Raw genomic sequence first — 25443 nt, 5'->3', positions numbered from 1 at the left:
TTAGCCCCCAAGTTTAGATTTATCGCGCACCGCGCCTTTATCTGCACTGGTGGCAAGGCTCGCGTAAGCGCGCAGGGCGAAGGAGACTTCACGCTGACGATCTTTCGGCGTCCAGGCTTTGTCGCCGCGGGCTTCCTGCGCCTCACGACGGGCCGCAATCTCCTGGTCACTCAGCTTCAGCTGAATGCCGCGGTTCGGAATGTCGATTTCGATCAGGTCGCCATCTTCAATGATCGCGATATTGCCGCCGCTTGCCGCTTCTGGCGAGACGTGGCCAATGGAGAGGCCTGACGTGCCGCCAGAGAAACGACCATCGGTGATCAGCGCGCAGGCTTTGCCGAGGCCCATCGATTTCAGGAAGGTGGTCGGGTAGAGCATCTCCTGCATGCCCGGACCGCCTTTCGGCCCTTCGTAGCGAATGACCACCACATCGCCTTCCACCACTTTGCCGCCGAGGATGGCGTCTACCGCTTCGTCCTGGCTTTCATACACTTTTGCCGGACCGGTGAATTTGAGGATGCTGTCGTCCACGCCTGCGGTTTTCACGATGCAGCCGTTTTCCGCGAAGTTACCGTACAGCACGGCCAGACCGCCGTCTTTACTGTAGGCATGTTCCAGCGAGCGAATGCAGCCCTCGGCGCGATCGTCATCCAGCGTGTCCCAGCGGCAATCCTGCGAGAACGCCTGGGTGGTACGGATGCCCGCCGGACCGGCGCGATACATGTTTTTCACCGCGTCGTCTTTGGTCAGCATCACGTCGTATTGCTCCAGCGACTCCGGCAGCGTCAGGCCGAGCACGTTTTTCACGTCGCGGTTCAGCAGCCCGGCACGATCCAGCTCGCCGAGAATACCAATCACGCCACCCGCACGGTGGACATCTTCCATGTGGTACTTCTGGGTACTCGGCGCGACTTTACACAGCTGCGGCACTTTGCGGGAGAGCTTGTCGATGTCGCTCATGGTGAAGTCGATTTCAGCTTCCTGCGCGGCGGCCAGCAGGTGCAGAACGGTGTTGGTGGAACCGCCCATGGCGATATCCAGCGTCATGGCGTTTTCGAACGCCGCTTTGCTGGCGATGTTACGCGGCAGCGCGCTGGCGTCGTCCTGCTCGTAGTAGCGTTTGGTCAGCTCAACGATGCGCTTACCGGCGTTAAGGAACAGCTGTTTACGATCGGCGTGGGTTGCCAGCAGCGAGCCGTTGCCCGGCTGAGAAAGGCCCAGCGCTTCGGTCAGGCAGTTCATGGAGTTGGCGGTGAACATCCCGGAACAGGAGCCGCAGGTCGGGCACGCGGAACGTTCCACCTGGTCGCTCTGCTCGTCAGAGACTTTCGGGTCCGCGCCCTGAATCATCGCATCGACCAGGTCGAGCTTGATGATTTTGTCGGAAAGCTTGGTTTTACCCGCTTCCATCGGGCCGCCGGAGACGAAGATCACCGGAATGTTCAGGCGCAGGGAAGCCATCAGCATCCCCGGGGTGATTTTGTCGCAGTTGGAGATACAGACCATCGCATCGGCGCAGTGGGCGTTAACCATGTACTCCACCGAGTCGGCGATCAGCTCGCGCGACGGCAGTGAATAGAGCATCCCCCCGTGGCCCATTGCGATACCGTCATCCACCGCAATGGTGTTGAACTCTTTCGCCACGCCGCCGGAGGCTTCGATTTGCTCGGCAACCAGCTTACCGAGATCGCGCAGGTGCACGTGGCCCGGCACAAACTGGGTGAAGGAGTTCACCACGGCGATAATTGGCTTGCCGAAATCGGCGTCGGTCATTCCGGTGGCGCGCCACAGTGCGCGGGCACCCGCCATATTACGGCCGTGGGTGGTGGTGGCTGAACGATACTTAGGCATGCTTTATTTACTCCCGTCTGACTATTTAATGGGACGGTGCGTGCCGTCCCACATTTATACTTAGTGATTAACCTGATCCAACCAGCCGTATTTGTCTTCTGTTTCGCCGGTGAAGAGGCCGAAGAAGGCTTGCTGAATGCGTTTGGTCACCGGGCCACAGCGGCCTTCGCCCACCTGAATGCCGTCAACGCTACGCACCGGCGTAATTTCAGCCGCGGTACCGGACATGAACACTTCGTCAGCCAGATACAGGGATTCGCGGGACAGCACCTGCTCGCGCACTTCGATACCCAGATCTTTCGCCAGCTTGATGATGGCGTCGCGGGTGATGCCCGGCAGCGCGGACGAGGTGAACGGCGGGGTGAACAGAATGCCGTCTTTCACTTCAAACAGGTTTTCACCTGCGCCTTCGGAGATGTAGCCATTCACATCCAGCGCGATACCTTCCTGATAGCCGTGACGGCGCGCTTCGCTGCCGACCAGCAGTGAGGAAAGGTAGTTACCGCCCGCTTTAGCCGCAGTCGGGATAGTGTTTGGCGCCACGCGGTTCCAGGAAGAAACCATTGCGTCGATCCCCTGATCCAGCGCTTCCGCGCCCAGGTAGGCGCCCCACGGGAACGCAGCAATGATCACATCGGTGTTATAGCCAGCGGGCGGGTTGACGCCCATGCCGACATCCCCCACGAAGACCAGCGGACGAATATAGGCGCTGGTCAGTTTGTTCTGGCGAATCACCTCGCGGCAGGCTTCCATCAGCTCATCAACGCTTTGAGAGACCGGGAAACGATAAATTTTGGCTGAGTCATGCAGACGCTGCATGTGTTCGCGATGGCGGAACACCACTGGCCCTTTGTGAGAGTCGTAGCAACGGATCCCTTCAAACACGGAGGTGCCGTAGTGCAGCGCGTGGGACATCACGTGAACTTTCGCGTCTTCCCAGCGAACCATCTCACCATTGAACCAAATGTAATCAGCTTTTTTTGTCGTCATTTTTTCGTCCTGTCACGCTTAAGCGCGGATTTGTTGTGATGTGGTTGTGCTCTGGCAGATGGCAACATGGGCAACGTCTACCAGTTTTGATAACTGACTAAACAGTAAGTCGACCGGCCGCGGGCTGGCAACGGTTAATTCGATACTGATGTTCTGCGCGTCGGTGGCCGTTTCCATATTCATAGAGCAAATCTGAAAGCCACGGTGGCGAACCACGCGCAATACGCGTTCTAACGTTTCCGGGTTGAAGCGAGCCTGCACGGCGACCTGATGTTGCATCATGATAATTTCTCCAGCATTTGTGAGTTACTGGCACCGGGCGGTACCAACGGCCAGACGTTCTCAAGCTCGTCGATTGAGACATGAAGCAGGTATGGCCCTTCGCTTGACAGCATGGTGTCGAGTGCTGCTTCAACCTGGTCTTTACGGGTGATGTGCTGGCCAGGAATGCCGAAGGCGCTGGCCAGAGTGAGGAAATCGGGATTATCGGTCAGGGTGGTTTCACTGTAACGTTCCTGGAAGAACAGCTGCTGCCACTGGCGAACCATGCCTAAACGCTGGTTATCGAGCAAGACGATCTTCAGCGGTAACTGCTTACGCTTCACGGTGCCGAGCTCCTGGACGTTCATCATGAAGGAGCCGTCACCGGAGATACAGATCACGGTATCGTTCGGGCGGGCAACCTGAGCACCCACAGCGGCAGGCAGGCCGAAGCCCATGGTGCCTAAGCCGCTCGAGGTGATGAAGTTCTCCGGGCGAGTGTAGGTCATGTGCTGGGCTGACCACATCTGATGCTGGCCGACATCCGTCGTCACCACGCTGTCTGCCGGTTTACGGTCGGACAACTGTTTCAACAGCAGCGGCGCATAGATGGCGTCGCCTGGGTGATCGTAACGCCACGCGTGTTCAGTACGCATATCAGCAGTGTGCTGACGCCATGGGTTGATATCCAGCGGCTGCTCCAGCGCCGGTAACAGCGCGTTAAGATCGCCCTGCAACGCGACATGCGCCTGACGCAGTTTGTTCATCTCCGCCGGGTCGATGTCCATATGGATCACTTTGGCGTTCGGCGCGAAGGTATTCAGCTTGCCGGTAACGCGGTCGTCAAAACGGGCGCCGACGGCGATAAGCAAGTCGCATTCCTGCACCGCCAGATTTGCCGCTTTGGTACCATGCATCCCCAGCATGCCGAGGTAGTACGGGTAATCCGCCTCTACCGCACCGAGACCTTTCAGCGTGCAGGTGGCGGGCATTTGCGTGGTCGCAATGAACGCGCGAAGCGCCGGAACAGCCTGCGCCATACCCACGCCGCCGCCTACGTACAGCATCGGTTGTTTGGCCTGCGCCATCATCTGACGCGCCTCTTCCACCTCTGCATGCGGGAACGCATTATCACTTTCCACGGTAGAGAAATGTGGCTCCAGATCGCCGAGTGCAACCTGGATATCTTTCGGGATATCAACCAGAACCGGGCCAGGACGGCCAGAGCTGGCAACCTCGAACGCTTCGGCCATCACCCGCGGCAGCTCTTCGAGAGACTGAACGAGGAAGCTGTGTTTGGTGCAGGCCAGCGATAAACCGAGCACATCCACTTCCTGGAAAGCGTCGGTGCCGATGAACGGAGAGGCCACCTGGCCGGTGATCGCCACCACGGGTACGGAGTCGAGCAGCGCGTCAGCCAGGCCGGTGATCAGGTTCGTTGCGCCCGGACCGGAGGTGGCCATACAGACGCCGGTTTTACCGGTTGCACGGGCATAACCGATGGCGGCCATCGCTGCGCCCTGCTCGTGTCGGCACAAGAGGTGTTCCACGCCGCCGTCATACAGTGCATCGTAAATCGGCATAATTGCGCCACCCGGATAACCGAATACGGTTTCGACTCCCTGCGCGCGCAACGCATGTACTACCCATTGTGCCCCATTCATAGTTAGTTCCCCGTCATAAATCTGGAGAAACAGAATTTTGTGCTAGTCGTCATTCTCTGCTCCTCATTTAAGTTTTTTAGTCATAAAAAAACCCCCGGACCTTTCGGTGCGGGGGTCTTAGTTCGTTAAGGCTTGATTTCTAAGCCTTTCCTCGTCCAAGTGCAGCCCCGCACGGTGGGATAATAATCACCACCACGCTAATCACGACCAGGCTAATCACTCGTAGAAGGGCTGTCATTTTCAGTTCTTTTTGCATCTTGTTCGAAGGAATACCTAAAGAGTTACCACAGATATTTCATCTGACACAAGATTTTTTTATGACCTATTTCTGTAGCAGGCGAACTATTTCTTTCAAAATCGTTGTTTTATATAGGGAAAAAATAGAAATGAAGATTTTTCATTTTTTTGTCCTGTTTCATCAGGCAAGGGGCGCATGATTTCTTTTCTGCGAGGCCAATTCCACCCACATGTAATGATTGCATTTTGCCGCTAAAAGGCTGGAACGAGCGCCGTAAATCAGTGCATTAGCGCTAAACAGGAAAAAATGATACTGGCATAGTCACCACCAAGGAGGGCTTATGTCACTGTCAGTTGTTTATACACGCGCGGCCATCGGCGTGAAGGCACCGCTTATTTCTGTAGAGGTTCATTTAAGTAATGGACTGCCCGGACTGACGCTGGTCGGCTTACCAGAAACGACCGTCAAAGAGGCGAGGGATCGCGTGCGCAGCGCAATTATTAATAGCGGTTATGCTTTTCCGGCGAAGAAGATCACCATCAACCTTGCGCCCGCCGATTTGCCAAAGGAGGGAGGGCGATATGATTTACCTATTGCTATAGCGCTTCTCGCGGCTTCTGAACAGCTCAATACGCCAGGGCTAGGCTCGTGCGAGTTCGTGGGTGAATTAGCGCTTACAGGCGCGTTAAGAGGCGTTCCCGGAGCAATCTCGGGTGCGCTTGAAGCCATACGCGCGGGAAGACAAATCATTGTGGCCAATGAAAATGCCTCTGAAGTTAGCCTTATTGCCGAAAAGGGGTGTCTTGTCGCGGGACATTTGCAGGAGGTTTGCGCCTGGCTGGAAGGCCGACACGAGCTTGCCGAGCCGCAGGAGAATGACGAGGTGGCGCCAGATTCGCCCGAGGATCTCAGCGATATTATGGGTCAGGAACAGGGTAAACGGGCGTTAGAGATAACGGCCGCGGGTGGGCATAACCTGTTACTGATAGGTCCGCCAGGCACGGGGAAAACGATGCTGGCGAGCAGATTGAGCGGCCTGTTGCCACCCCTCAATAATCACGAAGCGCTGGAAAGCGCCGCGATATTTAGCCTGGTCAGTTCTACGTCGCTGCATAAACAGTGGCGCCGCCGTCCTTTCCGCTCTCCACACCACAGTGCGTCTCTTACCGCGATGGTGGGCGGGGGTTCGATCCCCGGTCCGGGTGAAATCTCACTGGCGCACAACGGCATTCTCTTCCTGGATGAATTGCCAGAGTTTGAACGCCGCGTGCTGGATGCATTGCGGGAGCCGATTGAATCCGGCGAAATCCATCTGTCTCGTACACGGGCCAAAATAAGCTACCCTGCGCAGTTTCAGCTGGTCGCCGCGATGAACCCTAGCCCTACGGGTCATTATCAGGGCAACCATAACCGCTGTACGCCAGAGCAGACGCTGCGCTATCTGAGTAAGCTGTCCGGCCCCTTCCTCGACCGTTTTGATTTATCTCTCGAGATCCCCCTGCCCCCACCCGGTCTGCTGAGGCAAACCGGTATCAAAGGCGAAAGCTCAGCAGCTGTGCGTGAACGGGTTATTGCGGCGCAGGCGCGGCAGTATGCTCGTCAAAACAGGCTGAATGCCCGGCTGGATAACAGTGGGATCCGACAGTTTTGTTCTCTCAACGCTGAAGATGCAGGCTGGCTGGAAGAGACACTGACGCGGTTTGGGCTATCCATTCGCGCGTGGCAGCGTTTGTTGAAAGTTGCGCGCACGGTCGCCGACGTGGAGGGCTGCCCCGGAATAGAGAGGCGGCATTTGCAGGAGGCATTAAGTTACCGTGCGATCGATCGGCTGCTGTTGCATCTGCAAAAAATGCTGGCGTAAAAAAAGGGGCCGTAGCCCCTTCTCTTCTTAATCGTCAGACTCGGTGTAGTCTTCTGCACCTTCCATCTGCGGCTTGCCGCCAGACAGCGTATGGAAACGCTTAGGACGCTTAATGCGAGCCATATACTTGATCCATACACGTTCTGCATCAGACTGCGGCTCACGCTCACCACGGCAAACAGAGACAAACTGTTTTTCATCTTCGGTTGCCGGTTCACGTTTACCCAGATCCAGCTCGTTAAAGGCATAACCATGGCGCTCAAGAAGTTGAGCTTCTTTGATAGTGAAATCGCCGTGACGAGAGAACCCGCGCGGATAATGTTTATTGTCGAAAAAACGATTAGTCGTCGTAAAGCTTTCCGCCATCCTACACGCTCCTAATTCTTTGGCCGAGCTATTTATGGCGCGGAGTATTAGTTACGCTTGACAGAGTGTAAAACAAAACATTTAAATCATAACGACAAATAATTTTGTGGAGAAAGATGTGGATACGGAATTGCTAAAAACTTTCCTCGAAGTGAGCAGAACGCGACACTTTGGGCGAGCAGCTGAAGCCCTCTACCTGACGCAGTCAGCAGTCAGTTTTCGTATTCGACAGCTGGAAAATCAACTGGGTGTGAACCTTTTTACCCGCCATCGTAACAATATTCGTTTAACCCCGGCCGGTGAAAAGCTGTTGCCTTATGCAGAAACCCTGATGAATACCTGGCAGGCAGCGCGAAAGGAGGTTGCGCACACCTCCCGGCATAATGAATTCTCGATCGGTGCCAGCGCCTCACTATGGGAATGCATGCTCAGCCAGTGGCTTATGCGGCTATATCGTACACACAACCATCTGCAATTTGAGGCGAGGATTGCGCAACGTCAGTCGCTGGTTAAGCAACTCCACGAGCGACAGCTTGATCTGCTGATCACCACAGAAGCCCCCAAGATGGACGAATTTAGCAGCCAGATTGTTGGACAGTTTAGCCTGGCGCTCTATGCATCGGAGCCTGCAATGATGAAGGCCGACCTCAATTATTTACGCCTGGAATGGGGGCCTGATTTTCAGCAACACGAGACGGGGTTAATTGCCAGCGATGATATCCCGCAGCTCACGACAAGCTCTGCGGAGATCGCATGCCAGCATCTTCCCGCATTGAAAGGCTGTACATGGTTACCTGTTCGCTGGGCGGATAATAAACCTGCACTCCATGTTGTCACCGATTCGACAACGCTCTCCAGGCCGCTTTATGCCATTTGGCTGCAAAACAGCGATAAGCAGTCGCAGATAAAAGATCTGTTAAAAACCAGCGTACTGGATTAACGCAAAAGCCTGCGGAAACGCAGGCTGCTTATTCTTCAGGAAGGTGTTGAGCTTTTTTACAGGCAAAAAAAATCCTTTGCCGAAGCAAAGGATTCTATATGGCAGGGGCGGAGAGACTCGAACTCGCGACACCCGGTTTTGGAGACCGGTGCTCTACCAACTGAGCTACGCCCCTAAAGTTTTTGCCATTAAGCCTGCCGAAAGGGCAGGCTTAATGTCTTAATAAGTGGCGGAACGGACGGGACTCGAACCCGCGACCCCCTGCGTGACAGGCAGGTATTCTAACCGACTGAACTACCGCTCCACCGAATACTTCTGTAACCACCGGATTAATGCACCGGCTTACTACTTAATTTGATGCCTGGCAGTTCCCTACTCTCACATGGGGAGACCCCACACTACCATCGGCGCTACGGCGTTTCACTTCTGAGTTCGGCATGGGGTCAGGTGGGACCACCGCGCTACAGCCGCCAGGCAAATTCTTGTGCTCTGTCCTGTGTCTTTCGCACTGATACTGCGTTGGCTGCTCTCGTAAAGTCAGTCACATACCTCAGTATGCTCCTTCCTTTCCTTCGTTTGCCGCCTTGTCTCAGCGCAAAATCCTTCGGACTCTGAATCTAAGCTGAAAATTTCGTCTCTTCGCCAAAACATCTTCGGCGTTGTAAGGTTAAGCCTCACGGTTCATTAGTATCGGTTAGCTCAACGCATCGCTGCGCTTACACACCCGACCTATCAACGTCATCGTCTTTAACGTTCCTTCAGGAGACTTAAAGTCTCAGGGAGAACTCATCTCGGGGCAAGTTTCGTGCTTAGATGCTTTCAGCACTTATCTCTTCCGCATTTAGCTACCGGGCAGTGCCATTGGCATGACAACCCGAACACCAGTGATGCGTCCACTCCGGTCCTCTCGTACTAGGAGCAGCCCCCCTCAATTCTCCAGCGCCCACGGCAGATAGGGACCGAACTGTCTCACGACGTTCTAAACCCAGCTCGCGTACCACTTTAAATGGCGAACAGCCATACCCTTGGGACCTACTTCAGCCCCAGGATGTGATGAGCCGACATCGAGGTGCCAAACACCGCCGTCGATATGAACTCTTGGGCGGTATCAGCCTGTTATCCCCGGAGTACCTTTTATCCGTTGAGCGATGGCCCTTCCATTCAGAACCACCGGATCACTATGACCTGCTTTCGCACCTGCTCGCGCCGTCACGCTCGCAGTCAAGCTGGCTTATGCCATTGCACTAACCTCCTGATGTCCGACCAGGATTAGCCAACCTTCGTGCTCCTCCGTTACTCTTTGGGAGGAGACCGCCCCAGTCAAACTACCCACCAGACACTGTCCGCAACCCGGATTACGGGTCTACGTTAGAACACCAGCCATTAAAGGGTGGTATTTCAAGGACGGCTCCACGCAGACTGGCGTCCACGCTTCAAAGCCTCCCACCTATCCTACACATCAAGGACCAGTGTTCAGTGTCAAGCTATAGTAAAGGTTCACGGGGTCTTTCCGTCTTGCCGCGGGTACACTGCATCTTCACAGCGAGTTCAATTTCACTGAGTCTCGGGTGGAGACAGCCTGGCCATCATTACGCCATTCGTGCAGGTCGGAACTTACCCGACAAGGAATTTCGCTACCTTAGGACCGTTATAGTTACGGCCGCCGTTTACCGGGGCTTCGATCAAGAGCTTCGTGTTACCACTAACCCCATCAATTAACCTTCCGGCACCGGGCAGGCGTCACACCGTATACGTCCACTTTCGTGTTTGCACAGTGCTGTGTTTTTAATAAACAGTTGCAGCCAGCTGGTATCTTCGACTGATTTCAGCTCCGCCCGCAGGGGCTTCACCTACACATCAGCGTGCCTTCTCCCGAAGTTACGGCACCATTTTGCCTAGTTCCTTCACCCGAGTTCTCTCAAGCGCCTTGGTATTCTCTACCTGACCACCTGTGTCGGTTTGGGGTACGATTTCGTGTTACCTGATGCTTAGAGGCTTTTCCTGGAAGCAGGGCATTTATCACTTCAGCACCGTAGTGCCTCGTCATCACACCTCAGCGTTAACAAGGTACCGGATTTACCTGGAACCTCCGCCTACATGCTTAAACCGGGACAACCGTCGCCCGGCTGACATAGCCTTCTCCGTCCCCCCTTCGCAGTAACACCAAGTACAGGAATATTAACCTGTTTCCCATCGACTACGCCTTTCGGCCTCGCCTTAGGGGTCGACTCACCCTGCCCCGATTAACGTTGGACAGGAACCCTTGGTCTTCCGGCGAGCGGGCTTTTCACCCGCTTTATCGTTACTTATGTCAGCATTCGCACTTCTGATACCTCCAGCATGCCTCACAGCACACCTTCAACGGCTTACAGAACGCTCCCCTACCCAACAACACATAGTGTCGCTGCCGCAGCTTCGGTGCATGGTTTAGCCCCGTTACATCTTCCGCGCAGGCCGACTCGACCAGTGAGCTATTACGCTTTCTTTAAATGATGGCTGCTTCTAAGCCAACATCCTGGCTGTCTGTGCCTTCCCACATCGTTTCCCACTTAACCATGACTTTGGGACCTTAGCTGGCGGTCTGGGTTGTTTCCCTCTTCACGACGGACGTTAGCACCCGCCGTGTGTCTCCCGTGATAACATTCTTCGGTATTCGTAGTTTGCATCGGGTTGGTAAGCCGGGATGGCCCCCTAGCCGAAACAGTGCTCTACCCCCGAAGATGAGTTCACGAGGCGCTACCTAAATAGCTTTCGGGGAGAACCAGCTATCTCCCGGTTTGATTGGCCTTTCACCCCCAGCCACAGGTCATCCGCTAATTTTTCAACATTAGTCGGTTCGGTCCTCCAGTTAGTGTTACCCAACCTTCAACCTGCCCATGGCTAGATCACCGGGTTTCGGGTCTATACCCTGCAACTTAACGCCCAGTTAAGACTCGGTTTCCCTTCGGCTCCCCTATACGGTTAACCTTGCTACAGAATATAAGTCGCTGACCCATTATACAAAAGGTACGCAGTCACACCACGAAGGTGCTCCCACTGCTTGTACGTACACGGTTTCAGGTTCTTTTTCACTCCCCTCGCCGGGGTTCTTTTCGCCTTTCCCTCACGGTACTGGTTCACTATCGGTCAGTCAGGAGTATTTAGCCTTGGAGGATGGTCCCCCCATATTCAGACAGGATACCACGTGTCCCGCCCTACTCTTCGAGTTCACAGCAAGTGTGCTTTCGTGTACGGGACTATCACCCTGTACCGTCGGACTTTCCAGACCGTTCCACTAACACACAAGCTGATTCAGACTCCGGGCTGCTCCCCGTTCGCTCGCCGCTACTGGGGGAATCTCGGTTGATTTCTTTTCCTCGGGGTACTTAGATGTTTCAGTTCCCCCGGTTCGCCTCGTTAACCTATGTATTCAGTTAACGATAGTGTGTCGGAACACACTGGGTTTCCCCATTCGGACATCGCCGGGTCAAAGGTTCATATCACCTCGCCGGCGCTTTTCGCAGATTAGCACGTCCTTCATCGCCTCTGACTGCCAGGGCATCCACCGTGTACGCTTAGTCGCTTAACCTCACAACCCGAAGATGTTTCACTTCATGGTCGCGAAAATTTGAGAGACTCGAACACACATGAGCTGTGTGTCGTTTCAATTTTCAGCTTGATCCAGATTTTTAAAGAGCAAAACTTCGCAGTGCACCTTTTCAGGTTCACTCTGAAGTTTTCTTGTGTTCGCAGTAAAAGATGGTGGAGCTATGCGGGATCGAACCGCAGACCTCCTGCGTGCAAGGCAGGCGCTCTCCCAGCTGAGCTATAGCCCCATCGTAGTCACCTCTGTACCGGTAATTTTTGTTGAGGCAAGGCGTGGTGACACGAAGCATACTTATGTATGTGAGTGTCGCCGCAACGCAGCATCAGCAAAAATTTGGTAGGCCTGAGTGGACTTGAACCACCGACCTCACCCTTATCAGGGGTGCGCTCTAACCACCTGAGCTACAAGCCTGTAGAGGTTTTTTACTGCTGTTTTTCATCAGACAATCTGTGTGGACACTACAAAGGCAGGTTCTTTAAGGTAAGGAGGTGATCCAACCGCAGGTTCCCCTACGGTTACCTTGTTACGACTTCACCCCAGTCATGAATCACAAAGTGGTAAGCGCCCTCCCGAAGGTTAAGCTACCTACTTCTTTTGCAACCCACTCCCATGGTGTGACGGGCGGTGTGTACAAGGCCCGGGAACGTATTCACCGTGGCATTCTGATCCACGATTACTAGCGATTCCGACTTCATGGAGTCGAGTTGCAGACTCCAATCCGGACTACGACGCACTTTATGAGGTCCGCTTGCTCTCGCGAGGTCGCTTCTCTTTGTATGCGCCATTGTAGCACGTGTGTAGCCCTACTCGTAAGGGCCATGATGACTTGACGTCATCCCCACCTTCCTCCAGTTTATCACTGGCAGTCTCCTTTGAGTTCCCGGCCGGACCGCTGGCAACAAAGGATAAGGGTTGCGCTCGTTGCGGGACTTAACCCAACATTTCACAACACGAGCTGACGACAGCCATGCAGCACCTGTCTCAGAGTTCCCGAAGGCACCAATCCATCTCTGGAAAGTTCTCTGGATGTCAAGAGTAGGTAAGGTTCTTCGCGTTGCATCGAATTAAACCACATGCTCCACCGCTTGTGCGGGCCCCCGTCAATTCATTTGAGTTTTAACCTTGCGGCCGTACTCCCCAGGCGGTCGACTTAACGCGTTAGCTCCGGAAGCCACGCCTCAAGGGCACAACCTCCAAGTCGACATCGTTTACGGCGTGGACTACCAGGGTATCTAATCCTGTTTGCTCCCCACGCTTTCGCACCTGAGCGTCAGTCTTTGTCCAGGGGGCCGCCTTCGCCACCGGTATTCCTCCAGATCTCTACGCATTTCACCGCTACACCTGGAATTCTACCCCCCTCTACAAGACTCTAGCCTGCCAGTTTCGAATGCAGTTCCCAGGTTGAGCCCGGGGATTTCACATCCGACTTGACAGACCGCCTGCGTGCGCTTTACGCCCAGTAATTCCGATTAACGCTTGCACCCTCCGTATTACCGCGGCTGCTGGCACGGAGTTAGCCGGTGCTTCTTCTGCGGGTAACGTCAATCGACAAGGTTATTAACCTTATCGCCTTCCTCCCCGCTGAAAGTACTTTACAACCCGAAGGCCTTCTTCATACACGCGGCATGGCTGCATCAGGCTTGCGCCCATTGTGCAATATTCCCCACTGCTGCCTCCCGTAGGAGTCTGGACCGTGTCTCAGTTCCAGTGTGGCTGGTCATCCTCTCAGACCAGCTAGGGATCGTCGCCTAGGTGAGCCGTTACCCCACCTACTAGCTAATCCCATCTGGGCACATCCGATGGTAAGAGGCCCGAAGGTCCCCCTCTTTGGTCTTGCGACGTTATGCGGTATTAGCTACCGTTTCCAGTAGTTATCCCCCTCCATCAGGCAGTTTCCCAGACATTACTCACCCGTCCGCCACTCGTCAGCGAAGCAGCAAGCTGCTTCCTGTTACCGTTCGACTTGCATGTGTTAGGCCTGCCGCCAGCGTTCAATCTGAGCCATGATCAAACTCTTCAATTTAAAAGTTTGATGCTCAATGAATTAAACTTCGTAATGAATTACGTGTTCACTCGTTGAGACTTGGTATTCATTTTTCGTCTTGCGACGTTAAGAATCCATGTCACTTTGAGTGCCCACACAGATTGTCTGATAAATTGTTAAAGAGCAGTTGCAACGCGGCTTTCGCTCACCGTTGCGAGGTCCCGTATATTACGTTTTCCTCATTCAGAGTCAAGCAATTATTTTCACTTTTCTCTGTTGGCGTTCATCTCTGAACCCCGCTGCCCCGGCGGCTTGTAAGCCGTTGTTCCGTGTCAGTGGAGGCGCATTATAGGGAGTTCTCAGACGTTGACAACCCCTCTTTGAAAAAAAACGTTCAACCGTCTCTTTTTTGCTCAAAACCGTGCTACAGCGCCAGTTTTTCGAGCGTTTCGAAGCCATAACGACGTAAAACGGGCAAAAGTTGTTCGGTTTCTTTTGTTATCGCCATACAAAAAGCGATGTTCGCATCCGCGGATTTCGCATCCGGCGCCTCGTGTTCCAGCAACCAGGCCGTCCGACGCGCAATCGCAGCACCGGAATCCACCAGCCGGGTCCCTTCAGGCAGAACCTTTAACAGCTCTTCCTGTAATAGCGGGAAATGGGTGCAGCCAAGAACAACCGTATCCGGCGGTTCCTGCATCCGCAGCCATGGACGCAAAATACGACGCAGCTCTTCAAGCGATACCGTCTCGCCGTGCAGTTTCGCTTCCGCCATTTCCACCAGCTCCGCGGAGCCGAGCATAGCGATCTGGCATTCATTGGCAAAGCGTTCAATAAGCTCACGCGTATAAGGACGTTTTACCGTACCGCGCGTAGCCAGCAACCCCACAATGCCGTTCGCCGTCAGACGCGCCGCAGGTTTGATTGCCGGAACAACGCCCACAACCGGGAACGGGAATTTTTCGCGCAGGGCAGGAAGAGAGACCGTGCTTGCCGTATTACAGGCAATGACCGCCAGCGCCAGGGGATAACGCTTTTGTACCGCGGTGACGATTTCAACCACACGCTCAACAATAAAGTCTTCACTCTTTTCCCCATACGGGAACGCGACGTTATCGAAGGCGTAGATGTAATGGAGATCCGGCAGGAGCTGCCGAATCTCATCATAGACCGAAAGCCCACCGACGCCGGAATCAAACACCAGCACGGTGGGACGCGGATCAGAAGGTGTAGCTGCCAGACAAGGTGTATTCCCGTCCTGCAGTTTGGTAGCCATAAACTGTCTCGTAATCTTTATCGAACAGGTTGGCTATTTTACCACGAACTGTGAGATGAGAGGTGACAGGATATGAAACCGCGACGTCCCACAGGCTCACGCCGCCCATTTTGACTTTCTCTGACGGATAGGTTCCAAAATCGGTGTCGTAGCGCGTGCCGAGATAGTGATACGTCAGGCTCCAGTCGAAATCATCGATCTGCGTATCGAGCTGATACTTCACCTGCTGTTTAGCACGACGGTCCAGAAGTTGGTTGGTTGCCGCATTGCGGGCATCCACATAGTCGTAGCCCACAGTATGCGTCAACGGACCCGTATCAAACGACGCTGTCGCTTCTACACCTTTAATGCGTGCTTTGCCGACGTTGTAATATTGCTGGAGGTTATTGTTGAAGTCGATGAGATTATCAACGTCATTACGATAGCCGGATACGCGCCAGCTCACGCCTGCCGTCAGGCCTTCAAACGCCCCTTCCCACTGCTTGCTCTCTTCAGGATCAAGATGGGTATTGCCGTAGAAACCATAGAGCTGACCCAGATTCGGCGCTTTATAGGCCGTGCCATAAGAGGCTATGAAGCGGTAACCGTCAACGAACTCCCAGGCTGCGCTACTTTGCCAGGTACCATGGCGACCAAACTGAGAGTTGTCATCGCTGCGGGCCGCCGCCTCCAGAGTGAAATCGCCAAACTGCTGCAACCCGGTCAGGTAGACGCCGGTGTTACGCAGGTCATAGGCGTTGGTGACGTAGTTGGTACCCGGCTCGGTGCTCTGTTTCTGCCAGTCAACGCCCGCGCCGATATTGCCATGCCCCACGTCAACAGAGTTGGTCCACTGAACATTGTACTGTTTGATTTCATCCAGGGTAGCCGTGGAGTCATAGCGTCCAAGGTGCGGATCGTAATTGTAGTCTTTGCTGTGACTGTAGCTGGAGAGCAACTGTGAATGGAAAATATCCCGGTTAAACCGCAATCCGGCATCCCAGGTCTGGCTATAGAGCTGGCGGGTATCGACAAGTACATCAGGGGTAAATGAACTGTAATAGCCGTCATAGGCAGTACGGTTGCTGTAACCATAGCCGCGAACGAAACCACTCCACTGCTCGGAGAAAGCATGCTCCAGTGCGCCATAGAGCGTTTTATTCATAAAGCCGTCGCGATCGGTCTGGGCAAGGCCGCCGTTATTACCGTCAGCAACGACGTCAAAACCTTTTGTGTAGGTGTAATCCCCTGCCAGCGTAACGCGCGTACTGTCACCCAACGTTTGCTGGGTGCTGCCACCATAATTCTGGAAGCCGTGTGTCCCAACGCCAGCATTCAGCGTTGTGCCATCCTTCGCACGCGTAGTGATAATGTTGACTACGCCACCAATCGCATCCGAGCCGTACACCGCCGAACGCGGTCCACGAATGTATTCGATGCGCTGCACCAGGGAGATCGGAAACTGGCTGAGATCGGACGACCCCGTGACGCCCGCCTGGTTAAGGCGGATCCCATCGACGAGAATCAGGACATGGCTGGAGTTCGTACCGCGTATAAAGAGAGAAGAGAGCTGCCCCATCCCGCCATTTTGCGCGGTATCTACGCCGGGCAGGCGACGCATGACATCCAGAACCGTGGTGGATTGCCAGCGGTCGATATCGGCCCGCGTCACGACAGAAGTCGCAGCCAGAACAGATTTTTCAGGTTGTTCGAAACGGTTTGCTGTCACCACCAACGAGTCGGCGCTTTCCTGCGCCCAGCCCGAAAATGCCGTGACGGAAAACGCCGTCAACAGCGATACTTTTTTAATCATTGTTAAAGCATCCACAATATAAGAAGGATGCCGCAGGCCTCATCGATAGCACGCGATGATGAAACCAAATGCGACGTGATCCCGGCAGGTCTTCGGGCTGGGTGGCGTTATACGGATGAAGACTTCCCATTTTCACAGTGTCTACAACTCTCATCCCGCCAGTCTTTACCGCTGCGCGTCAGCTCCAGATTTGCACTGGATTCCCTTTTCACTCTCAGGAGACCGGAAACAGAATGCTACAATTAGACACGTATAGATGTCCAGATAGCTATTAGCCATTAAATCTGGACATCCACTGCACAATCCCTACAATCCCCGCGTAATTCTTTATCACTCAGGACGCATCATGACCCCCGAACACCTCCCGACAGAACAGTACGACGCACAGCTGGCAGAAAAAGTTGTCCGCCTGCAAAGTATGATGACGCCTTTCAACGCGCCCGTTCCCGAGGTGTTTCGTTCTCCGGTCAGCCACTACCGTATGCGCGCTGAGTTCCGCATCTGGCACGATGGCGATGACCTGTACCACATCATTTTCGATCAGCAGACGAAATCCCGCATTCGCGTAGACAGTTTCCCGGCGGCGAGTGAGCTCATCAACCAGTTGATGACGCTAATGATTGAAGGCGTGCGCAACAATCCGGTACTGCGCAACAAGCTGTTCCAGATTGACTACCTGACCACCCAAAGCAATCAGGCCATTGTTTCTCTGCTCTATCACAAAGCGCTGACCGACGAGTGGCGCGAGCAGGCAGAAGCCCTGCGCGATGCGCTGCGCGCGCAGAACATCAACGTGCACCTGATTGGCCGCGCGACCAAAACCAAAATCATGCTGGACCAGGATTACATCGACGAGCGTCTGCCGGTAGCAGGAAAAGAGATGGTTTACCGTCAGGTGGAGAACAGCTTCACCCAGCCGAATGCCGCCATGAACGTGCAGATGCTGGAGTGGGCGCTGAACGCGACGGAAGGGTCGACGGGCGATCTGCTGGAACTCTACTGCGGTAACGGCAACTTCTCGCTGGCGCTGGCGCGTAACTTCGAACGCGTGCTGGCGACGGAAATCGCCAAACCGTCGGTGGCCGCCGCGCAGTACAACATCGCCGCTAACCATATTGATAACGTACAAATTATTCGTATGGCGGCAGAAGAGTTTACCCAGGCGATGAACGGCGTACGCGAGTTTAACCGCCTGCAAGGGATTGATTTGAAGAGCTACCAGTGTGAGACAATTTTTGTCGATCCGCCGCGCAGTGGCCTGGACAGCGAAACCGAGAAGATGGTGCAGGCGTACCCGCGTATTTTGTACATCTCCTGTAACCCGGAGACGCTGTGCAAGAATCTGGAAACATTAAGCCAGACGCACAAGGTTGAACGTCTGGCGCTGTTCGATCAGTTCCCGTATACACACCATATGGAGTGCGGCGTTTTACTTACCGCACGGTGATCTGTAGGCCGGATAAGCGTAGCGCCATCCGGCATTTTTTGGCAGGTGGCGCTTCGCTTACCTGCCCTACAAATAATTCATTACTCCGGCAACTGGCTCTTGCGGCTACGCATACGCGAGCCAATCCAGAACACCAGCGCCACAGACAGCACCGCAGGCAGGAAGTTAGAGCCAATATCCGGATACTCCGCGCGCACCACAGTGCTGTACAACAGTACACCCAGAATAAAGCAGGCTGCGGCCAGCCCCGGTAATCCGACAGGCATGGTGCGGTTCAGATAACGTTGATGCAGGCAGTACACCGTCAGCACCAGCGCGATAATCGGGAAAATCGAGAACGGTACAATTGAGCTGAAAATCGCCGCAAACGTACCATTAATGGATAAGCCAGCGATCAATGCCAGCAACAGCGTTCCTTTATCCTGACCTGACTGTTTCATTACTCACCTTCACTCATCGTTTTGATGTGCCAACTTCTCTTGTTCACGGCGATACCAGTAGTACGCACCTTTAGAAATCATCCGCAGCTGCAATACCAGTCGCTCTTCGAGTTGCTTACGTTGTTCAATGCCGACATCCAGCGCTTCGGCACCCGCGCTGAAAACAATCGTCACCATCGCCTCGGCCTGTGCTTCAGTAAACGCACGCGGCATATGGTTTTCGAGTTCAAGATAGTCGGCAAGTTCCGCGATGAAATGCTGAATTTCACGCGCGACGGCGGCACGAAACGCGGCTGACGTCCCGGAACGTTCACGCAACAGCAGGCGAAACGCGTTAGGGTTATTGCCGATAAATTCCATAAATGTCGACACAGAGGTGCGGATCACGCTGCCGCCCTTGGCGATACGCTGACGCGCCTGACGCATAAGCTGGCGCAGCATTAAACCGCTCTCGTCGACCATGGTCAGGCCCAGTTCATCCACATCACGGAAATGACGATAGAAGGACGTTGGCGCAATCCCGGCCTCGCGCGCCACTTCACGCAGGCTCAAACTGGCAAAACTCCGCTCAGCACTCAGTTGACTGAATGCGGCTTCCACCAGCGAACGCCGGGTTTTCTCTTTTTGTTGTGCTCTTACGCCCATCACGATAGTTGAATCCTTCCAAAGGCCCGTTGGCACTATACCAGAGAATAAAATTAATCTGTTTACCTGGCTTTGTGAATGATTGTTTACGGGCGGTTTGTGCTCCACTGCCCGAAAAAAGCACAACGATAATTGGGTTACCCAGGCAATGATGTTATGATTCTGTTGCTTTTATGTATAAGAACAGGTAAGCCTTGCCATGCCACATTCCTACGATTACGACGCAATAGTTATTGGTTCCGGCCCCGGCGGCGAAGGTGCTGCTATGGGTCTGGTAAAACAGGGAGCCAGAGTAGCGGTTATTGAGCGCTACCATAATGTCGGCGGCGGTTGCACCCACTGGGGCACCATCCCTTCGAAAGCCCTCCGCCACGCCGTTAGCCGCATTATCGAATTTAACCAGAACCCTCTTTACAGCGACCACTCCCGACTTCTTCGCTCCTCCTTTGCCGATATCCTGAATCACGCAGACACGGTCATTAACCAGCAGACGCGCATGCGTCAGGGTTTCTATGAGCGCAACCACTGTGAAATTCTGCAAGGGAACGCGCATTTTGTGGATGAACACACCCTGGCGCTGGAGTGCCACGACGGTTCGGTTGAGACGCTCACCGCTGAAAAATTTGTGATCGCCTGCGGTTCCCGTCCTTACCATCCGGCAGACGTGGATTTCTCGCACCCGCGCATTTACGACAGCGACTCCATCCTCAGCCTGCACCACGAGCCACGCCATGTGATCATCTACGGTGCGGGGGTGATTGGCTGTGAATATGCGTCGATCTTCCGGGGAATGGAGGTCAAAGTTGATCTGATCAACACCCGCGACCGGCTGCTGGCGTTCCTCGATCAGGAGATGTCAGATTCCCTCTCCTACCACTTCTGGAACAGCGGCGTGGTGATTCGCCACAACGAAGAGTACGAGAAAATCGAAGGCTGCGACGACGGTGTGATCATGCACCTGAAATCCGGTAAGAAGCTGAAGGCAGACTGCCTGCTGTACGCCAACGGCCGTACCGGCAACACGGATTCATTGCAGCTGGAGAATATCGGGCTTGAAACCGACAGCCGCGGTCAGCTCAAGGTCAACAGCATGTACCAGACTGCGCTGCCGCACGTTTACGCGGTCGGTGACGTGATTGGTTACCCAAGCCTGGCCTCCGCCGCGTACGATCAGGGCCGCATCGCAGCACAGGCGCTGGTGAAAGGTGAAGCGACGGCGCATCTGATTGAAGATATCCCGACGGGCATCTACACCATTCCGGAAATCAGCTCTGTCGGCAAAACCGAGCAGCAGCTGACGGCCATGAAGGTGCCTTACGAGGTGGGTCGTGCCCAGTTTAAACATCTGGCGCGGGCGCAAATCGTGGGGATGAGCGTGGGTACGCTGAAGATCCTGTTCCATCGCGAGACGAAAGAGATCCTCGGTATTCACTGCTTCGGTGAACGCGCGGCGGAAATCATTCATATCGGCCAGGCGATCATGGAGCAAAAAGGTGGTGGCAACACCATTGAGTACTTCGTTAACACCACCTTTAACTACCCGACCATGGCGGAAGCCTATCGGGTAGCTGCGCTGAACGGCTTAAACCGCCTGTTTTAACGCGCTGTCGAAATGGCCATCCATCGCACCCCGGATGGCCTCTGCCAGCTGCTCATAGCGGCTGCGCAGCGGTGACCCCGGACGATAAACCAGACCAATGGTGCGACGCGGCTCCGGCTTAATACACGGCAGATAGACCACGCCATCACGTTTACGCTCGTGCGGCACCGCCAGCGCAGGCAGCAGCGTAATACCGCTTCCCGCCGCCACCATATTACGCAGCGTTTCCAGGCTGGTTGCGCGGAAATGGGTATCTTCATCGGCACCCGCTTCGAAGCAGAAGCCCATCGCCTGATCGCGCAGACAGTGGCCGTCTTCCAGCATCAGCAGTTTTTCACCGGCCAGATCGGCCATCGGCACGCGATCGCGGTTCGCCCACGGGTGATCTTCATAGATCGCCAGCATCATCGGCTCATCGAACAGCGGTACTTCAATAAACGCTTCACTCTCTTTGACCAGCGCCAGGATCGCGCAGTCGAGCTTGCCGCTGTCCAGCTGCGCCAGCAGCTGATGGGTTTGCGCTTCATGCAGGTACATTTCGAGTTTCGGGAACGTCTGGTGCAGCATCGGAATGATTTGCGGCAACAGGTACGGGCCAACGGTTGGGATCAGGCCAATATGCAGCGGGCCGGACATCGCTTCCCCCTGCTGGCTTGCCATTTCCTTGAGCACTTTGACCTCGCGCAGTACGGTGCGCGCCTGATCCACCAGCAGCAGACCTGCCTGCGTGAACAGTACCTTACGACTGGTGCGCTCCAGCAGCATCACGCCCAGCTCATCTTCCAGCTTGCGGATCTGACCGCTCAACGTTGGCTGGCTGACGTGGCAGGAGTCTGCCGCGCGGCGAAAATGGCGATGCTCAGCTAACGCTACCAGGTATTCAAGATCACGAATATTCATTATTCATCCTCCGTCGCCACGATAGTTCATGGCGATAGATAGCATAGCAACGAACGATTATCCCTATCAAGCATTCTGTTGAATAATACATCACATAGACGAGGCGGCACGTGTTTGACCCTTGACGTCCCCGCACCGTCAGCGAGTTTCTCTCAAAACTCGAAAAACTAAAGCCAACGTGAACTTTTGCGGACCCCGTGGTCCGCTTTTTTTTGCGTAAAAAAAAGCCCAGCGCTAAGCCAGGCTCCGTTTTTCTCCCTCTCCCTGTGGGAGAGGGCCGGGGTGAGGGCACCAGCCCGCACTATTCAAACCAATTCAAACCAACCGGTTTTTCGCATCCGCAATCGCCTGCGCTACCTGCTTCGGCGACACGCCGCCTTTCGCTGCACGCTTATCCAGGCAGGATTGCAGGGCCAGAATCGGGTAGACATCCTCCCCGATAACCGCGCTGAATTTTTGCAGGTCGGCAAGCGCAAGCTCTTCAAGGGCTTTACCCTGACGAATCGCTTCCACCACCGCTTCACCCACAATATGGTGCGCCTCGCGGAACGGTACGCCTTTCGCCACCAGGTAGTCCGCCAGCTCGGTAGAGTTAGCATACCCCTGCTGCGCCGCTTCCTGGCAGCGCGGACGTTTCACCTGAATGCCGTCCAGCACCAGCGCGCCCATATGCAGACAGTCCAGCCAGGTGTCGAGCGCGTCGAACAGCCCCTCTTTGTCTTCCTGCATGTCTTTGTTGTATGCCAGCGGCAGCCCTTTCAGGGTCATCATCATACCGGTCAGCGCGCCCTGCACACGGCCACACTTACCGCGGATCAGCTCCAGCGCATCCGGGTTTTTCTTCTGCGGCATCAGGGAGGAGCCGGACGTCACACGGTCGGACAGTTCCACAAACCCGGCTTCGCCAGAGTTAAAGAAGATCAGGTCTTCGGCAAAGCGCGACAGGTGCACCATCCCGATAGAGGCATTTGAAAGCAGCTCCAGCACGTGGTCACGGTCAGAGACGCTGTCCAGGCTGTTGCGGGTGGCGGAGGCAAAGCCCAGCCAGCCTGCCAGCTGCTCACGGTCGATTTCATACGCCGTACCGGCCAGCGCGCCGCTGCCCAGCGGGCTGACGTCCAGACGCTTTAAGGTATCCTGTAAACGGCTCTCATCACGCGCCAGCATCTCAACGTAGGCCAGACACCAGTGCGCAAAGGTCACCGGCTGCGCGCGTTGCAGGTGGGTATAACCCGGCATCACGGCGTCCTGATTGTTCTGCGCGGTGTCCACCAGCGCGCTCTGCAACTGACGATTCGCCGCCAGCAGTTCGCCGACGGTCTCTTTACACCACAGCTTCAGGTCGGTCGCCACCTGGTCATTACGGCTACGCCCGGTATGGAGCTTTTTACCCAACTGGCCGACTTTGTCGATCAGTTTGCCTTCCACCCAGCTGTGAATATCTTCGGCATCGCTCTGGAGGATTTGCTCCGGATCCAGACGCACCTCTTCCAGCAGGTTGTTCAGCGCCTCTTCCAGCTGCTGCTGTTCGTCTGCGGTCAGCACGCCAACGGTCACCAGCGCTTTGGACCAGGCCACAGAGCCGACAATATCCTGTTCGGCCAGGCGGTAGTCGAAGCGCAAAGAGTCGTTGAACTGTTTGAACCGCTGATCCGCTGCCTGTGTAAAACGCCCACCCCAAAGTGCCATAACGAATTTCCTTAATGATGATATTTTTGCCCGGTGGCGCTGCGCTTACCGGGCCTACAAAATTCACGTAGGCCGGATAAGCGAAGCGCCATCCGGCACAGAAACTTAAGCCAGAATACGCGTACCAATCGGCGTACCGTTAAACAGCGCCGGGAGTTGCTCCGCGTGACGCCAGGAGGCGATATCCACCGGGCGACCCAGCGTGCGTGCCGCATCCAGCGCGGCGTTCACTTTAACGATCATGCCGTCGGTGATAATGCCCTGATCGATCAGCTGCTCGGCTTTTGCGGCGGTCATTTCCGCAATACGCTGGCCTTTGCCGTCCAGTATGCCGCTCACGTCGGAGAGCAGGATCAGATCTGCGCCCAGCGTGGCCGCCAGCGCGGTTGCCGCCTGGTCCGCATTGACGTTCATCAGCTCGCCCTCTTCGGTCACGCCGATTGAGCTCACCACCGGCAGGAAACCGCCTTCCAGCAGGGTGTTAATCAGCTTAGGCGAACCAGGCTGCGCCAGTCCAACATGGCCAAGCTCTTCGTCGAGCTGGGTCACTTTTACGCTATCGCCATCGCCCAGGTAGAGGCCAACGGACGCAATATGGTGTTTCTTCGCCCACGCCAGCAGCGTTTTGTTCGCCGTGCCCGCCAGCGCGCCGGTAATGATGTCAATCTGGTCCGCAGGCGTCACGCGCAGGCCATTTTTCTTTTTCACCGGCAGGTTGAGCCCTTTCATCAGCTCATCCACCACGCAGCCGCCGCCGTGCACAATCACCAGCGGACGTTGGTGTGATTCACGATAGTTCACCAGTGCGGTAAACAGGCGCTCCAGCGCTTCTTCGCTGTCCAGCAGTACACCACCGAGTTTGATAATTAATGGATTCATCATCACACCTTAAATAAGAGCCTGCGTTTCAGGGAAGCCGAAACGAATATTTGCACACTGCATTGCCTGTGCGGCAGCGCCTTTGAGTAAGTTATCTTCTGCGGCGACCACAATCAGATGCTCGCCCTGCACGGCAAAGCCGATGTCGCAGAACGGCAGGCCAACCACGTTTTTCAACGCCGGCACGCCTTTGTCATACAGGCGCACCAGCGGTTTATCCGCATACGCCTGCGTGAAGACCTCGCTCACCTGTTCTTTGGTCACACCCGGCTTCAGGCGGCAGGTAATGGTTTCGAGGATCCCACGCGGGAAGCTGCCCAGATGCGGGGTGAAAATCACGTCCGCGCCCAGATGCGTCGTGATTTCAGGGTGATGGCGGTGATTAAACACGCCATACGGCTGAAGGCTCACTTCGCAGAAGCTGTTGGAGATCGCCGCCTTGCGCCCGGCTCCGCTCACGCCACTGGTGGCGTTGATCACCGGCCACTGGTTCAGATCCAGCAGACCGGCGTCGATCAGCGGCTTCAGGGAAAGCTGCGCCGCCGTCGGGTAGCAGCCCGGCACGGCAATTAGATCCGCTTCTTTCAGTTTCTCAGCGCTCCACTCCGCCAGGCCGTACACCGCTTTTTCGAGCAGATCCGGGTGCTGATGGGTAAAACCGTAATATTTTTCGTAGAACGCGCTGTCGTTAACGCGAAACGCGCCGGAGAGATCAAAGACCACGCAGCCGGCCGCTAAAAATTGCGGTGCCAGGTCGTGGCTGACTTCATGCGCCGTGGCTAAAAACACCACGTCAACGCCGTCGGTGAACTCGCTGATGTCGGACATCGGCTGCAAAGACAGATCGACAATGCCTTTAAGCTGCGGATGCAAATCGGAAATTAACTTTCCGGCATCATTGCTTTGCGCTGACACGGTCAAAGCGGTTATGGTCATATGAGGGTGGCGATTTACGTAGCTTACAAGCTCTGCGCCCGCATAACCGCTAGCGCCTACAATCAGCGTATTCAACATCGGGTTCCTTTATGCTCAAC

General features: G+C 55.1%; 19 protein-coding genes, 4 tRNA genes, 3 rRNA genes and 1 riboswitch. Of the genes, 4 read left to right on the top strand and 22 right to left on the bottom strand.

Going from position 1 to position 25443, the window contains the following annotated elements; genetic code table 11:
• The 6 genes from ilvD to ilvL form a co-directional block, all read right to left on the bottom strand.
• On the bottom strand, positions 1-1851 hold the full coding sequence (gene ilvD, locus RHN82_RS10360; protein WP_008501574.1) for a dihydroxy-acid dehydratase: 1851 nt from the start codon (positions 1849-1851) through the stop codon (positions 1-3).
• Between the two features lie 60 nt (positions 1852-1911).
• Complete coding sequence (ilvE, locus tag RHN82_RS10355; RefSeq protein ID WP_003860182.1) at positions 1912-2841, bottom strand: branched-chain-amino-acid transaminase; 930 nt, start codon at positions 2839-2841, stop codon at positions 1912-1914.
• An 18-nt stretch (positions 2842-2859) separates the two neighbouring features.
• A complete protein-coding gene (ilvM, locus tag RHN82_RS10350; protein ID WP_003860184.1) occupies positions 2860-3123 on the bottom strand; it encodes an acetolactate synthase 2 small subunit in 264 nt (87 codons plus the stop codon).
• Complete coding sequence (gene ilvG / locus RHN82_RS10345; RefSeq protein ID WP_023304625.1) at positions 3120-4766, bottom strand: acetolactate synthase 2 catalytic subunit; 1647 nt, start codon at positions 4764-4766, stop codon at positions 3120-3122. Before ilvG ends, ilvM begins: the two co-directional genes overlap by 4 nt.
• Positions 4767-4768: 2 nt before the next feature.
• A complete protein-coding gene (ilvX, locus tag RHN82_RS10340) occupies positions 4769-4819 on the bottom strand; it encodes a peptide IlvX (RefSeq protein ID WP_166792073.1) in 51 nt (16 codons plus the stop codon).
• A gap of 86 nt (positions 4820-4905) precedes the next feature.
• A complete protein-coding gene (ilvL, locus tag RHN82_RS10335; RefSeq protein WP_001311244.1) occupies positions 4906-5004 on the bottom strand; it encodes an ilv operon leader peptide in 99 nt (32 codons plus the stop codon).
• 340 nt (positions 5005-5344) lie between these two features.
• Between ilvL and RHN82_RS10330 the strand changes: the two genes are divergently transcribed.
• Positions 5345-6865, top strand: coding sequence for a YifB family Mg chelatase-like AAA ATPase (locus RHN82_RS10330; RefSeq protein WP_047052187.1), 1521 nt, complete (start codon positions 5345-5347; stop codon positions 6863-6865).
• A 27-nt stretch (positions 6866-6892) separates the two neighbouring features.
• Here the strand turns inward: RHN82_RS10330 and RHN82_RS10325 are convergent, their stop codons facing one another.
• Complete coding sequence (locus tag RHN82_RS10325) at positions 6893-7231, bottom strand: DUF413 domain-containing protein (RefSeq protein WP_006808641.1); 339 nt, start codon at positions 7229-7231, stop codon at positions 6893-6895.
• Between the two features lie 118 nt (positions 7232-7349).
• Between RHN82_RS10325 and hdfR the strand changes: the two genes are divergently transcribed.
• A complete protein-coding gene (hdfR, locus tag RHN82_RS10320) occupies positions 7350-8171 on the top strand; it encodes an HTH-type transcriptional regulator HdfR (RefSeq protein ID WP_047052189.1) in 822 nt (273 codons plus the stop codon).
• Between the two features lie 99 nt (positions 8172-8270).
• Here hdfR and RHN82_RS10315 read toward each other — a convergent pair.
• The 9 genes from RHN82_RS10315 to btuB form a co-directional block, all read right to left on the bottom strand.
• Positions 8271-8346, bottom strand: a tRNA-Trp gene (locus RHN82_RS10315).
• A gap of 52 nt (positions 8347-8398) precedes the next feature.
• Positions 8399-8475: transfer RNA gene (locus RHN82_RS10310), tRNA-Asp, on the bottom strand.
• Between the two features lie 55 nt (positions 8476-8530).
• Positions 8531-8646 (bottom strand): 5S ribosomal RNA (gene rrf / locus RHN82_RS10305).
• A 188-nt stretch (positions 8647-8834) separates the two neighbouring features.
• Positions 8835-11739 (bottom strand): 23S ribosomal RNA (locus tag RHN82_RS10300).
• Positions 11740-11910: 171 nt separating this feature from the next.
• Positions 11911-11986: transfer RNA gene (locus RHN82_RS10295), tRNA-Ala, on the bottom strand.
• A 105-nt stretch (positions 11987-12091) separates the two neighbouring features.
• A tRNA-Ile gene (locus tag RHN82_RS10290) sits at positions 12092-12168 on the bottom strand.
• 70 nt (positions 12169-12238) lie between these two features.
• Positions 12239-13780, bottom strand: a 16S ribosomal RNA gene (locus RHN82_RS10285).
• The 16S, 23S and 5S rRNA genes sit together here with 4 tRNA genes alongside, the layout of an rRNA operon.
• 385 nt (positions 13781-14165) lie before the next feature.
• Positions 14166-15017 carry a glutamate racemase gene (gene murI / locus RHN82_RS10280; RefSeq protein ID WP_003862067.1) on the bottom strand — a complete coding sequence of 284 codons (852 nt, stop codon included), beginning with the start codon at positions 15015-15017 and terminating at the stop codon, positions 14166-14168.
• Positions 14962-16809: a TonB-dependent vitamin B12 receptor BtuB gene (gene btuB / locus RHN82_RS10275; protein WP_047051683.1), complete on the bottom strand. Its 1848-nt coding sequence runs from the start codon at positions 16807-16809 to the stop codon at positions 14962-14964. The genes murI and btuB overlap by 56 nt, the downstream gene beginning before the upstream one ends.
• A 65-nt stretch (positions 16810-16874) precedes the next feature.
• Positions 16875-17051: riboswitch (cobalamin riboswitch) on the bottom strand.
• 104 nt (positions 17052-17155) lie between these two features.
• On the opposite strand from btuB, the gene trmA reads away from it, so the two are divergent.
• Entirely contained in the window at positions 17156-18256 is a 1101-nt protein-coding gene (gene trmA, locus RHN82_RS10270; RefSeq protein WP_047051682.1) for a tRNA (uridine(54)-C5)-methyltransferase TrmA, read from the top strand.
• A gap of 80 nt (positions 18257-18336) precedes the next feature.
• Here trmA and RHN82_RS10265 read toward each other — a convergent pair whose 3' ends face one another.
• Both RHN82_RS10265 and fabR read right to left on the bottom strand, forming a co-directional pair.
• Positions 18337-18696: a YijD family membrane protein gene (locus RHN82_RS10265; RefSeq protein WP_015569961.1), complete on the bottom strand. Its 360-nt coding sequence runs from the start codon at positions 18694-18696 to the stop codon at positions 18337-18339.
• A gap of 9 nt (positions 18697-18705) precedes the next feature.
• Positions 18706-19344: an HTH-type transcriptional repressor FabR gene (gene fabR / locus RHN82_RS10260; RefSeq protein ID WP_047051681.1), complete on the bottom strand. Its 639-nt coding sequence runs from the start codon at positions 19342-19344 to the stop codon at positions 18706-18708.
• 196 nt (positions 19345-19540) lie between these two features.
• Between fabR and sthA the strand changes: the two genes are divergently transcribed.
• The gene (gene sthA / locus RHN82_RS10255) at positions 19541-20941 is read left to right on the top strand and encodes a Si-specific NAD(P)(+) transhydrogenase (RefSeq protein ID WP_003862057.1); all 1401 of its coding nucleotides are present in this window, start codon (positions 19541-19543) and stop codon (positions 20939-20941) included.
• Here the strand turns inward: sthA and oxyR are convergent.
• The 4 genes from oxyR to argC all read right to left on the bottom strand — a co-directional run bounded on the left by oxyR (position 20924) and on the right by argC (position 25423).
• Complete coding sequence (oxyR, locus tag RHN82_RS10250; RefSeq protein ID WP_003862055.1) at positions 20924-21841, bottom strand: DNA-binding transcriptional regulator OxyR; 918 nt, start codon at positions 21839-21841, stop codon at positions 20924-20926. The genes sthA and oxyR overlap by 18 nt on opposite strands.
• Before the next feature lie 315 nt (positions 21842-22156).
• Positions 22157-23530 (bottom strand): argininosuccinate lyase, encoded by a 1374-nt coding sequence (argH, locus tag RHN82_RS10245; RefSeq protein WP_047051680.1) that lies wholly within the window; start codon positions 23528-23530, stop codon positions 22157-22159.
• A 105-nt stretch (positions 23531-23635) separates the two neighbouring features.
• On the bottom strand, positions 23636-24412 hold the full coding sequence (argB, locus tag RHN82_RS10240) for an acetylglutamate kinase (protein WP_006808651.1): 777 nt from the start codon (positions 24410-24412) through the stop codon (positions 23636-23638).
• A gap of 6 nt (positions 24413-24418) precedes the next feature.
• A complete protein-coding gene (gene argC / locus RHN82_RS10235) occupies positions 24419-25423 on the bottom strand; it encodes an N-acetyl-gamma-glutamyl-phosphate reductase (RefSeq protein ID WP_047051679.1) in 1005 nt (334 codons plus the stop codon).
• Positions 25424-25443 lie beyond the last annotated feature (20 nt).

Origin of the sequence: Enterobacter cloacae complex sp. EB5 (genome assembly GCF_031432835.1) — a bacterium.
GTDB classification, from domain to species: Bacteria; Pseudomonadota; Gammaproteobacteria; order Enterobacterales; family Enterobacteriaceae; genus Enterobacter; species Enterobacter hormaechei_C.
This window is presented reverse-complemented; position numbering and strand designations above follow the sequence as displayed.